The sequence below is a fragment of the Nocardia higoensis NBRC 100133 genome (assembly GCF_000308595.1).
Taxonomy (GTDB): Bacteria; Actinomycetota; Actinomycetes; order Mycobacteriales; family Mycobacteriaceae; genus Nocardia; species Nocardia higoensis.
The window spans coordinates 134,247-146,495 of the sequence record NZ_BAGA01000109.1; the positions used below are offsets into that span (position 1 = coordinate 134,247).

The window sequence follows — 12,249 nt, forward strand, 5'->3', positions numbered from 1 at the left end:
GACTGCCGAAGCACAAGCCGGAAAGGCTCGCAGCCGATCTCATCAGCGAATCCAGAATCAGTCGTCCTCGGCAAGTATGGCCTCGTACTCCAATGCCTCGAGGCGCGACTCTTCCATCCGGGGACGGAACCAAGCGGGCAATTTCTCCTCCGATCGGGGAAATCTTTCGAGTTCCCTCACGAAGCTGTTGTAGGCCGGTGGACCGAAGCCGCTCCACTCCGGTTCGTTCTCGTAATCGAATCTCGCGACAACCCGCATATCAGGAGTAATAGTGAGCGTCATCGAATACCACGCTCCACCATCGGGAGTGGCCATAACGTCCCTGAGTTCATCTTAAATCCCACTTTCCATTCTTCCGCCATTTATAATAACACCGGTCCGGCGATATCAGCGGCGATCAGATGGGCACCGCCCGGGGAAATTCGGACGAGCGACATATCACTTCCGATCGCATCGGTACGTCCGGGTGCGCGGTTGTGGCTGAGCAGGTCTCGATCCATCGGCCTGCTGGCAAGCAGCACTGAGAGGGGCGACTTCCTACCTGGATTCCTTCAAATGGCGCTCCACCGACTCGATTTTCGACGTAATCGCGTTCGATGAACCAGGGCGTACGTCACCCTTGAGCACGATGCTGCATCGTGGCGAAACTTCCATGACAGCATCGATGGCTTGTTTGATCACCGCCATGACCTCATCCCATTCGCCTTCAATGGTCGTGAACAATGCGTTGGTTTCGTTGGGTAGACCACTGGCGCGGATAATGCGCACAGCTTCGGCGACTGCCGCACCAACACTTTCTCCGGAACCTACCGGCGTAACCGAGAAGGCGATAATCACTGTAACTCCTTGCTGTGCTCGGTTATCTCAACTACACGGTCTCGAAGAGGTCGGCGATGCCACGCCGCAGCTCGAGCACGCCTGTGGCGTTCTTGATCCGGTCTTCGCCGGTTGCCTGATACACCTTCTTGAACTCGTCCAGCACGCGCATCGACGTTGTGCCGGAGGCATTCTCGACAGCCTTTACGCCGAGGGCCACCCCTTCGTCGAGGTCGCCGTGGCGGAGCTGTAAAGCCGCCAACCGTGTGAGACCGAGTTGCCGAGATCGGGCATGCTTGTCTGACAGTTGCAGCGCACCCCGCAGACGGTCGACAATGTTGTCTACCTGAAGGTTTCGCTCGTATGCCAGATCGAACAACCCATGTGCGGCGTCGCTGTTCAGCAACTGTTCGGTGTAGTAGGTACCGAACCCTTCGTATTCTGTATCGGCGTGGTGTTGGTCTGCTGCCTCTGAAAAGAATTGCTCCGCTTGCCGAACAGACCTGACACACTCCACGTCGTTGCCCAGCCGGCCGAACGCACGCGCCTGTACAGCAGCGATGTCGGCTCGACGCAGCAAGGAGATGCGGTCGGAGCGCACCGAGGCGACACCCAGCATGGTCAGCGCCTCATCGGCCTTGCCGAGATAGATGGATTGCCGCGCCATACAAGTCAGAATTGCAGCGCGTAACCACCACTCGCCGGCCTCATCGGCCAATCGCCAACCTGCTTGGAAATGTGCTCGAGCCGGACCGTGCTGTCCGCGGTCGTAGTATGCCCATCCAGCGACGCGGAAAAATGTCCCGACCGCCGATTGCATGGCGGTCCGCACGTGCGTCGGCATGTCCGCATCGAGATATCCGACAGCTGTCCGCAGTTGCGCGGCTATCGCCTCACCGATCCGCAGGCCCGCGTCATCGGCGGCGCGGAACAGTCCTGCCCATGCTCGTACCTGGGCAACATGGTCCATCCCCACCCGGCGGGGAACCGGTGGCTCGATGGAAGGCGTACTCCCGACCGCATCGAGACCCTCGGTCACGGCTGCGGCCGAGGCCACGAGCAGTCCGCGCAGAAACTCGTTGCGGTTCACCTCGTCCTCGGCTTCCCTTGTCGCGGCATCGGGTACCGGAAGATCGCCGGCGCCTTCCGCCCCGATGATAGGACGATTCTCCGAACCACGATCGGATGCGTCGCGCTGCACCAAGTCAGTCAGCTGAGCTTGAAATCGGGCCAGCTGTTGGCTATCGAGCCTGCTCAGCGCCGTGTCCATGGCTGCGGCGAACTCACCAGTCAGGGTGATCGTTTTGCCGCGACGCTCCCACTTCCCGACCGCTGCCTCGGAGAAGCCGGTCATCTCGGCCAGTTCGCGCTGGCTTATGCGCAAAGCCTCCCGGCGCAGAGCACGCACCTCCAACCCGGTCCACTTCGTCACTACGATCATTACGCCCGCCCCTCGGTGTTTGCTGGTCGTGTACGGCAGCGTAGGGCTCGGTTTTCGGCGCGTGTCTGCAATCCCGCATCGCAGAGGAAGTTCTTGGGAGTGCTCTCCCGATGCGGGACTGAAAGACCAACGGCTCTGTCCTGCTTTCGGCGGGGACGCCGCTCTGACGGCACGATGTCGTGGTAGTCGAGGTGCGTGTGCCTCCTGCGGTCGAATCCTTGTTCGGGTCGGGCAGCGGTGATTGATCCGGTTCTGCAGGGGTGTCACCGCGCCGTGCAGCAGGCCGCGCCGGTTCGCACCGGCCAGCGCAGCCAAATCAGCAGCTCTACCAGCCATTTCGCCTCGGGCGTAGAGATAGTCGTTGACATCTGATCGTGCTTGCGTGATTCTTGTTGCAGCGCTATATCTGCGCCCACATCCCCGGAGATCAGCCGGGAAACCTCCTTTCGTGGCCCTGCGGCATCCAGTGATGCACAGGGCCACAGTCCATTTCGAACCCGTCCACCCACCGCAGCAGGCCGTGTCGCGTCGTGCCGCGCGCCCGACGGAGAACCTCGGGCGGCACCGCGGGCTGAGCATCTTCAGTCGGCCGACCATCTCGATCACCTACCGCTCGAGCCCCGGCTTCGCTGCTCTGTTGTCTTCGCGGACATCCGATGCCATCGGTTCCGGGGCCGCGTCCACCGATCCGGATCCCGCTGCGGGGTTCGGATCTTTTTCATGCCTTCAGAGACCGAGCGGCTCGCCGGTGAAGTCGCCCGTCGAGCCGCTGGTCAACTGCTCTACCAAGGAGAGAGATGCGATATGGCTGCTCCTCGCCACCAGTGGCAACCCCCGTCCTGGGTCGCCGAACGCGCTGCCTGGATCACCAGAATGACTCCCGCACCGGCAGCCGATCCCGAAACCGAGGGACGGGTCTTCACCTTCAACGGGATGACCCCGACAAGTGCGGCAGCGATGCTCGAACGCCTACGCCGCGTGGACGATATGAAGGTACAGGCCGTCTCGGGACTGCCCCCGTCGATGCTCCTTGGCCTGGAACCGATTCCAGAACAGGCACCGGTAGTGGGCCCCGAAGGCATCTGGCCTGCCATGCCCGCCCCGGCACCGAGCCCCGCCACGCCGCCGGAGTACCCGGTCGGCCCGGAAGAGATTTGGCCACAACCTTCCGGGACCACACCTGGCCCGAATTCCGGCGCCCCACAGGCAGCGCCCAATTCGAGTACAGAAGACCAGGCGGCAGCACAGCCCGCTCGAACCCAACCCGACACAGCCCTACCGGAACCGGGCACCGACAACCCCGACCTGCCGAACGTGGGATCCGTTCTCGATCTCCTCGCCATGGGCAAGGGGCCGGCGCTGAAGCCCGGCCAGAGCCGGACACTCCCCAGCGGCATCACCATCACCGTCAACCCCGACCAGACCAAATCGGTCACCCGCATCGACCAGCAGACCGGCGCGATCCACACCGACGTCTACAACAAACACGGCATCGTGATCTCCGCCGCCGTATCGACCGAGGTGCCCGGCACCGCCGGAATGAGCCGCGACACCACCATCACCGATTCCCGCGGCCTCACCTCCATGCGGTCCGTCAGCAACGGCCGCGGCGGATACACCACCTGGACCGCCAACCCCGATGGCACACACTCGGTCCAGTATCCCGACCACCAGATCTTCAAAGAGCTGGACGGGAAAACGATCGAGGTCGCGCAACTGGACCCGGATGGGCTGGGCGGCCACTCCACAGGAATCACCCCCGACGGCTCGACCTACTCGTCCGCATTCCGGACCGGCCCGGACGGAATACTGGAGACGGCGCTCGCCACCGCAGATGGCACCGAAGTCGCGATCGCGACAATTCCCGGACACACCAACGGCGAACCACTCAGCATCGTCACTCGCTCCGATCGCTCGCGTTTCGTGCTCTATCCGGACGGCACCCAGGTACCGATCGACCGCTACAACAACGCCATCGGCGGCCCCAACTACGCCAACCAGTTCGACCCGCTGACCGCCACCTGGCGCTCCGACCCATACCACCGTCGCGGCCCGATCCTCATGAACGCGGACGGAACCAGCTACCAGGAATGGTTCGCTCTCGACGAGAACGGCAAAGAGTTCTCCAGCACCGCACGCTTCGACGCCGAAGGCAACATCACCAGACTCGAAACGCTCGACTACCTGGGCCTGAGAATCACGGAATTCGACACCAAAGACGGCATCACGACACCACTCACCACCAACTTCCTCGATTCCGGGCATGTCGAAGACCAGTCGGCACTCGTGCTGGAAACCACCTTCATGTTCGTCGGCATCCCGTCCCTCGGGCTGAACATCGGCCGCCAAATCGGCAACCGACTCATCGCCACACAACTGACACGCCAAGGGGTCTCGAAGGCCAACATTGCCCTCACCCTGAACCAACTCGGTGGCCCGGGCAGCACAGCATTCCTCGCAGCAAGCAGCGCCGCCCGGAGACCCGCTCTCACACTGCCAGCCACTCAGGTCTATGCACCGACCGGAATGTGGGACGCGACTATCGCGCTCGGACAAAAGACAGAAGCAGGCATCCGGGCGGGAAGAGAGCTGACCGGCGCCCTCTACACCGAGACCTCCGTAGCGCTACGCACAACATCGACCCGAATCTCCGATTTCCTCAATGTCGGAAATCCGTCACGCCTCACTGTCGGCGAGTATCTCGACCGACAGTACGTTCGCGAAGCACTCGACCGCGCGAGTGCAGCCGGCAAGCCCACGAAGATCGGCTTGAGAGAGCTGTCGACCGGAGACGCAGTCCGCTTCCTGCTGCCGACGAATCAGAAGGCCTTGGAAGCCATCCAGATGAACACCACTCTGGAATCCTTCTTGCTGAAATCTCCGGAGACGCTGGTTTCCCTCTTGAAACACCCGAAAGCTGTGGACATTTTGCACGATACGGTCTACGGCCTTCGGCACGGGATACGCTATACCTCCAAGAACACAAGCGAGATGCTGAAGTCGACCCGCTTGACAGATTCACAGCTGGCCGTCTCTTCGCGCGCGAAGGCAACGGCCGAGACGAACCTCGCAGGGGCACCCACGCCTCGCCAACCAGGATTCGACCTGCAACGAGCGACAGATCCTGAGTATGTTGGAAAATTCGTGGACGAGATGTACGACAAGTGGGACGACGCACAACGATTCCTGGATGACCTGACGAAGACCCTGGAACGACGTGTTGGAGGCGTATCCAAGGGGCGAGAGTTACCCAAGAGCCGAGCGCGAGTCGACGAAAAGCTCGTCGAGTACAAGAACGATGCCGCCCGACTTGTCGATCTGGCCGGATCGAAGATCACATTCGAGCGGGTCGATGACATTTATCGAGCCCTCGACGACATCGAGCGATCAGGCCTGAAAATCCTGAGAGTGAAGGACCGGTTCATAGACCCAGCGTCGAGCGGGTACCGTGACATACTTATGAACGTGCAAGCACCGAATGGCCTCGTTGTCGAACTCCGGCTACACCTCAAGAGTATAGACAAAGTTTCAGACAAGTTCGACCATGCCCTGTATGAAATCTCGCGCGGACTAAAAATCAACACCGGATCTCCACATGACGAGATTCCGAGCCTCGCCGGACAGGCCATTATAGATGGACTCAGTCAGCGGGCTAATGATATATTCATCCAAGCGCTCATGAAAGGGATGCCCAAGCTGTGACCCACACTGAATACTTCCATTATTTTGGTAGTCAATTGAAAATCGAAACCAGCGACAACGGAGCGCAGAGGGGATCCGTTCTGGACTGGAGTACCGGACAGTTCGTCGAGGCCCCACGTGGAGTCATGGTAGAAGCCCAGGTAAACATGACAAGCGCGGATATTTGGCGCATGACTTTCGAAGAATTCGTTTCCGAAACCGAAAGAGCGCGAGCCACCTTCGTTTCGGGGGAAGGTCCGGTGTTTCCTCTCTATCAGATCGCCAAGGGAATATATGAAGTCGCGCAGCGAGAAAAACGACGGCTCACCCGAGAAGAGATGGAACTGATCAACAGGATCTATCAGCAGACGTTCGCCTTGTGGGAGGCAGGCGAAGCCTTGTCATGATGCGCGAGGCAGGACTGCTGCGCGAAGCCCCAGCGCCGCAGTCGCGAACTCGTTGCGATCCTCGGACCACCGCCCCCGACCTCCCGCCCCCTCGGAGTGGTGCATTCCGGAGCGTCACCAGTCGTGACCGAAATGCGGTCGAAGCCTGATGATACGACACTAAGGTCCAGGAACTGACCGCACACCTCGCCGTCATCATATTTGCACCACACGGTCGATCAACGAAGTGGATGTCAGATGATCAACGCGTCCCCGAGCAGTATCGTAGCCCGCCTTGATGCGGTGGACTGGTTCGCCGAGACGTCGAGTGCCACGCTCGATCCAGAGCAAAACTGATGTCGGAATATTTGCGTCGCAGCGCCCTGTGGGCGAAACACTACAACGCGGCTGAGCACTGGCCTTTCGGCGATATTATCGATTCTGTCGCACCGGGTTTCGAGCTGCATCGGGAGTTGGAGCTTCAAATGGAGGAAGTGCTGAGGCGCTCCGGAATCGGCGGGTTGGGTGTACGGATGGCGAAGGCGGCTGTTCGCTGGGCGGCGCTGGCGGAGTCGAGAACAGAGTTGATGCCCGATCTACCGCTGCATCCGGCGACGGACCCGCGTTCACTCTGTACCGGATCATCCAGGGCATACGAGAGGTCGCGGAAAGCGAAGGGCGTCCGATCACCGTCGAGGAGCTCGAGACCATCCTGGAAATCTACCGTCGAACGTTCGCCCTGTGGGAGGCAGGCGAAGCCTTGTCATGATGCGTGAGACAGGACTGCTACGGGAAGCCTCAGCACCGTAGTCCTGGCGCAGACCCTCGGACGCCACCCAGGGCGCGCCCTGCCGCGAACCCGGATCATCTGTTGCACCTGGGTGCAACGACGCTACCGCCGAGCATGCTTCGCACTCCAGGGGCGCGAACCCGCTGCGATTCTCGGCCCCTGACCTCTCGCCCCCTCGGAGTGGCGCACTCTGGAGCATCACCAGTCGTGACCGAAATACGGTCGAAGCCTGATGACAAGCGATTTCAGGTGGTGAGTGCGCCATCCTTGGACGATGGCACGCCATTTGGTTCCGGAAACGCCCTTCAGAGCTGGATCGAGGGATACCGATGAATACAGAAATGCAATGGCATCCGATCGAAGAGGAATTTTACAAGCCCTGGCGAAGGGTGTTCAACAATGACTGGAAAGGCGCCGACATCGAAGGTGTTTGCCCGGTATGCGGATCGCATAGCCTACACCGATGGCACAAGCTCGATGAGAGACTCCCGAAACGCCTGCGCGGTGTAAGTTTCGCTGGCCCCGGAAGATTGTGGGAATGGTGTTCGAACTGCTACGCATTTGAGACGTTTTTGAATGGATATGTCCCTAGCTGGTGGGAAGAGTCGTACAGCGTCGATGAATGCGAACTGCGCTACGATCCGGGACCGATCGAGAAGGCCCGAAAACGAGCACGCCCCCACCGAGAAACTCGATGACGTACTCGCAGAGACACGTGGCGGGCACCGGCACCCGGAAGGAGCCGAAGTACGTCGCGCTACAGGTCGTCATCGACAAGATGAACGACCTCTTCGGCGCCGAGTCGTTCACCGCGTCGCAGATCCGTGAATTCGTGCAAGGACTGGTGCAGCGGCTGCTCGCCTACCCGGACCTGGTGAACCAGACCAAGGTGAACTCGAAGAAGCAGTTCATGGAATCGCAGGATTTCCAGGCGGCGGTCACCGAGGCGGTCGTCGACAACCAGGAAGCCCACCAGGGTCCCGTCAAGGTCATGAAGTGAGGGTGTGACCTGCAGAATCGGGGTGTGTCGCTGGCGCGGACACAGCCCCGACCCGGTGATGATCGTGGTTCTCACACCTGATCGTCGAAAGCCGTTGCTGTGTCCGCGTTGTCATCATCGCCGGTCGCCGACACGAATGCCACCGCGGGGCCCCGATCGCCCGCCGTGGCAGACTCTGTCTACGACCTTGTCGTACCCACAGGTTTGCTGGAAGTGCTTGCCGAGGTTCCTGATCCACGGAAACGGCGGGGTCGCCGCCACCGGTTGGCGACTGTGCTGGCGCTTGGAGTGGCAGCCACCCTGGCCGGTGCCCGCTCCTTCGTCGCGATCGCGCACTGGGCCGCCGACGCCCCCACCTCGGTCCTGACCGGCTTCGGTGCTCGGCCCGTGCCGTCGGAGGCGACTATCCGCCGACTGTTCTCACACATCGACGGCAACAGTCTCGATGCCGCGATCGGGGCGTGGATGTGGCTGCGCACCGACAGAACCGGCGGGCGTCGTGTCATCGCGTTCGACGGCAAAGCTGTGCGGCGAGCCCGTGACGCGGCAGGCAACCTACCGTTCCTGCTTGCCGGATTGTGTCAGGCAACCGGCACGATCCTGACCCAGGTCGCGGTCGCAGCCAAGACCAGTGAAGTCCCTGGTCTGCGTGCACTTCTGGCCACCCTCGACATCGTCGGCGCGGTGATCACCGCTGACGCCGCGCACTGCTGCCGCGAGACCGCCGAAGCCATCACCGAGCGCGGCGGCCACTACATCCTTACCGTGAAGAACAATCAGCCGACGCTGCGCAAACAACTGAAATCGCTTCCCTGGTCACATGTTCCGGTCGCAACGTCGAGCGTCGGGTCCGACCACGGCCGCCGCGAACGCCGGACCTTGAAGGCGGCAGCGGTCGGTGCCGGTATCGGATTCGCTGGTGCCGAACAGGTACTGCGAGTGACCCGCACCCGCACCGATCGCGCCACCGGCAAACGCAGCACCGAAACCGTGTATGCCGTCACCAGCCTTACCGCGACCGATGCCACACCCGAACAGATCGCCGGATGGTTGCGAGGACATTGGGGAATCGAGAACCGTGCCCATTGGATTCGTGATGTCACCTACGACGAGGACCGTTGCCGAGCCCGCACCGGCTCGGCTCCACAGGTCCTGGCAACGCTGCGCAACACCGCGATCAGCCTCGCCCGCCTTGCCGGCCACTCGAACATCGCCGCCGCTCAACGCCACTACGCCAACAACTTCAATCGACCGTTCGAACTGCTACTGACCTGCTGAAACCCGACAATGACGGGACCCTGGCGAACCGGGTACCCACGCGCCTGGTCAGCTCCTCGAACTCCCGCTGCCACCGATCAGGGTCTACGATGGCAGCCGCGGCCACCGCCAATTCAGTTGTGTCACACACAAACACGACATGATCACGCGGTGGCCGCTCCACGTCCAGCCCGCTGACCAGCAGCATCACCGATCAAAAAGTCCGGCTGGAGTACTAGCCGAACTCATGAAAGGATTGCCGAAGCCATGACCGAGACAAAATATTATCACTACTTCGGACGCCAACTGCGGATCGAGATCGCCGAGAATGGTGAACGTGTGGGATCGGTTCTGGACTGGAGGACCGGCCAGTTTGTGGAAGCCGAAGACCGGATCGTCGGCGAGGCGATGATCAACATGACCAGCGCAGATATCTGGCGTATGACTTTCAGAGAATTCGTTACCGAAACCGAAAGCATGCGAGCCGCCTATATTTCGGGCGAAGGTCCCGTGTTTCCACTCTATCGGATCGTCAAGGGCATATTCGACGATGCGGAATGCGAGAATCGAAGGCTCACGCGCGAAGAGATCGAACTCATCGACAAAATATATTCTCAGACATTCGCCTTGTGGGAGGCTGGCGAAGCCTTGTCATGATATGCCCATGATCAATGCCTGATTTGCTGCGCACTCGGTCTTGATCTCGATGTGTCGTTCAACACTGGATGACAGGTCGGCTCGGATCGAAGATCGCATTCGGGCGGGTCGACCAGATCTCTCGAGCCCTCGACGACATCGAGAGAACCGGCCTGAAGGCGATCAAGATGCGGATGCGGTGTCGTGGCCGGCCGGGCCGGCCACGCAGCGGTTTCACCCGGTCGAGGAGTTCGGGCAGCATGAGGTGGTCGTTGACGTTGGCTGCGGACAGTGTCACCGCGAGGGGAAACCCGTTGCCGCAGGTCAAGATGTGGTGCTTCGAACCGGTTTTGGCGCGATCGACCGGGGAGGGGCTTGCCGCGGCGCCCCCTTTTCGCCCGGACGTGTAAGGCGTCGACCATCACACGCGGTGGAAGTCGATCAGCCCGGCAGCGTGGCTGTGGGTGAGCATCTGCTGGTGCATCTTCTCGAACACCCCTGGCTGCTTGCCAGTCGCACAACCGGCGCCAGCAGGTCATTCCTGAGCCGAACCCGAGTTCTTGGGGCAACTCTTCCCATCCGATCCCGGTGAACAGCACGAACAAGACCTCCGATGCTTTTAAGTGTCAAGCGGCGACGGGTTCCGGGGCAGTTGTGATGGGGTGGGCGAATGCCTTGACCGAGTCGAATTCCTGCCGGTGATGGAGGCAGTAGTAGAGCTGACCGAACATCTTGTTCACCAGGTTGCGAAGCGCGGCGGAGTGCCGGTCACCGTGTGCGCGGCGACGCAGATAGTGCTCGCGTGCCCAACTACTCTCCGACACGACACCAACATGCGCCGCCAGTTAGCCACCCGGACTGGAACCCAAAGGATGGGGCAGGTCACCTTCTGGTGGTTGCCGATCCGCACTGCGCTTCGGAAGATGAGGGCATCATCACCGCTCAGCCTCTCAACTCGCAGCCAACGTCCCCAGGAACTCCCGCACTTCCGGCACACGGGAATGCGGCCGGACGCTGGTGGCCACCGTTCGGAGTTTCTGATGAACTCGAGTCGAGCCGATCTGCTGGATGCCGTCGAAATTCTCGGTGAGAACGTGGCATCCCTCGGCGATGTTTCCGGCCTGGACCAGGTTGCGTCCCAGCTGGACTTGCCATTCCGCTCGTTCGCGAGGCCAGGCGGCGGATCCCTCGATCGCCGCCTGGATTCGTGTGGAAGCGGTCTCGTGCTCGCCGAGGTACATCTGCATGATGCCGGTCATGCCGCTCAGCAGAGCCTCCGGCAGATAGACCCAGTCCGGATCGAATCCTCGGCTGGACTCGTACGCCCGGTAGGCCCGGCTCAGGGCATCGGTGACAGCCGATTTGTTGGCGATCGGATCCTGCATCCCGAGAGCATCGGCTTCACGAATTGCCATGAGTGCCCGCAATCGTGGACCTCCACGCCTCATGGCGGCACGGGAGGCGGTCTGGGCATACTGCACCGCTTGCCGAGCGCCCGCGGGAGTACCACCGTTCCATTCGGAAAGTAAAGAACTGGCGTTGCCGAGAGCATGCGCCACCGCGATCCCGTCATCGACCGCGGCTGCGGCCTGCGCGGCATCGGCGTAGTACCGACGCCCTTCGTCCAGTCGGCCGGCGTCGTAGTGCACCCATCCCGCAGCGGTCATCATCTCGGCGGCGGCACTGGTCAGTTCGCGGCCGACAGCCTCCGTGTAGGTGCCACCGTCCAGCAGTTGCTGGACGTACCGAACTCCGTTGGCGGCCACCCGGCACAACCGATCACCACCGACGATCAGGTCGAGTTCGTGAATCTGGTTCGTACCGGCAGTGACCGCCGCAACGTCGGTGACACCGACCCGGATAGCGGACGGGGATGCCGCAATGGCAGTGGTCTCGCCCGCCACACCGGCAGTCATGACACCACCGGCGCCGAGGGCACCGGCTCGTAGGAAATTGCGACGATCCACGTCCGCCCCCTCGTTCGACCCCACCACCAGTATGGCAAGCGGAACATGCAACGCACGAGCTACACGACGCAACATCCGTACGTCATGAACACACGCGGCATCGTTCTCCAACTGCGAGATCATCGGCTGCGCATACCCGATCAACGCACCCAGCTCACGCTGAGTCATCCCATACGACCTGCGTATCCGACGAATCACCTCACCCGTGGACATCACCAACCGCAGACACCCCCACTTCCCTCACGCCACGAGTGCACCAGTATCGACCAGAACCA

The 12,249-nt window shown here is 61.4% G+C and carries 10 protein-coding genes and 1 pseudogene; 5 read left to right on the forward strand and 6 right to left on the reverse strand.

Features of this window, described 5'->3' with window-relative positions; genetic code table 11:
• Positions 1–57 precede the first annotated feature (57 nt).
• The 3 genes from ON26_RS19710 to ON26_RS19715 form a co-directional block, all read right to left on the reverse strand.
• Positions 58–258, reverse strand: coding sequence for a hypothetical protein (locus ON26_RS19710; protein ID WP_051027243.1), 201 nt, complete (start codon positions 256–258; stop codon positions 58–60).
• 279 nt (positions 259–537) lie between these two features.
• Complete coding sequence (locus ON26_RS32410) at positions 538–837, reverse strand: MTH1187 family thiamine-binding protein (protein WP_083884219.1); 300 nt, start codon at positions 835–837, stop codon at positions 538–540.
• Positions 838–868: 31 nt separating this feature from the next.
• Positions 869–2,257 (reverse strand): NsdA family TPR-like regulatory protein, encoded by a 1,389-nt coding sequence (locus ON26_RS19715; protein WP_040797645.1) that lies wholly within the window; start codon positions 2,255–2,257, stop codon positions 869–871.
• A gap of 720 nt (positions 2,258–2,977) precedes the next feature.
• Between ON26_RS19715 and ON26_RS19720 the strand changes: the two genes are divergently transcribed.
• The 5 genes from ON26_RS19720 to ON26_RS19735 all read left to right on the forward strand — a co-directional run bounded on the left by ON26_RS19720 (position 2,978) and on the right by ON26_RS19735 (position 10,028).
• Complete coding sequence (locus ON26_RS19720) at positions 2,978–5,959, forward strand: nucleotidyltransferase family protein (RefSeq protein WP_157171944.1); 2,982 nt, start codon at positions 2,978–2,980, stop codon at positions 5,957–5,959.
• Positions 5,956–6,345: a hypothetical protein gene (locus tag ON26_RS33485; RefSeq protein ID WP_157171945.1), complete on the forward strand. Its 390-nt coding sequence runs from the start codon at positions 5,956–5,958 to the stop codon at positions 6,343–6,345. Before ON26_RS19720 ends, ON26_RS33485 begins: the two co-directional genes overlap by 4 nt.
• A gap of 1,463 nt (positions 6,346–7,808) precedes the next feature.
• On the forward strand, positions 7,809–8,114 hold the full coding sequence (locus tag ON26_RS19725) for a hypothetical protein (RefSeq protein WP_245545916.1): 306 nt from the start codon (positions 7,809–7,811) through the stop codon (positions 8,112–8,114).
• 213 nt (positions 8,115–8,327) lie between these two features.
• Positions 8,328–9,392: an ISAs1 family transposase gene (locus ON26_RS19730; RefSeq protein WP_218000607.1), complete on the forward strand. Its 1,065-nt coding sequence runs from the start codon at positions 8,328–8,330 to the stop codon at positions 9,390–9,392.
• Positions 9,393–9,638: 246 nt separating this feature from the next.
• A complete protein-coding gene (locus ON26_RS19735; protein ID WP_051027245.1) occupies positions 9,639–10,028 on the forward strand; it encodes a hypothetical protein in 390 nt (129 codons plus the stop codon).
• Between the two features lie 58 nt (positions 10,029–10,086).
• On the opposite strand, the pseudogene ON26_RS35090 reads toward ON26_RS19735, so the two are convergent.
• From ON26_RS35090 to ON26_RS32425, 3 genes and pseudogenes are all read right to left on the reverse strand, one after another.
• Positions 10,087–10,359 (reverse strand): annotated as a pseudogene (locus ON26_RS35090) (transposase); the annotation flags it as partial.
• 274 nt (positions 10,360–10,633) lie between these two features.
• Positions 10,634–10,831, reverse strand: coding sequence for a hypothetical protein (locus ON26_RS32420; protein ID WP_174375420.1), 198 nt, complete (start codon positions 10,829–10,831; stop codon positions 10,634–10,636).
• Between the two features lie 126 nt (positions 10,832–10,957).
• Positions 10,958–12,187, reverse strand: coding sequence for a helix-turn-helix domain-containing protein (locus ON26_RS32425; protein ID WP_083884221.1), 1,230 nt, complete (start codon positions 12,185–12,187; stop codon positions 10,958–10,960).
• Positions 12,188–12,249: the final 62 nt, after the last annotated feature.

Bases quoted from the DNA above. Each gene is read 5' to 3' on its own strand.
- ON26_RS19710 (WP_051027243.1), bottom strand. From the start codon at position 258: ATGCGGGTTGTCGCGAGATTCGATTACGAGAACGAACCGGAGTGGAGC.
- ON26_RS19715 (WP_040797645.1), bottom strand. From the start codon at position 2,257: ATGATCGTAGTGACGAAGTGGACCGGGTTGGAGGTGCGTGCTCTGCGC.
- ON26_RS19720 (WP_157171944.1), top strand. From the start codon at position 2,978: ATGCCTTCAGAGACCGAGCGGCTCGCCGGTGAAGTCGCCCGTCGAGCC.
- ON26_RS19725 (WP_245545916.1), top strand. From the start codon at position 7,809: ATGACGTACTCGCAGAGACACGTGGCGGGCACCGGCACCCGGAAGGAG.
- ON26_RS19735 (WP_051027245.1), top strand. From the start codon at position 9,639: ATGACCGAGACAAAATATTATCACTACTTCGGACGCCAACTGCGGATC.
- ON26_RS32425 (WP_083884221.1), bottom strand. From the start codon at position 12,187: ATGTCCACGGGTGAGGTGATTCGTCGGATACGCAGGTCGTATGGGATG.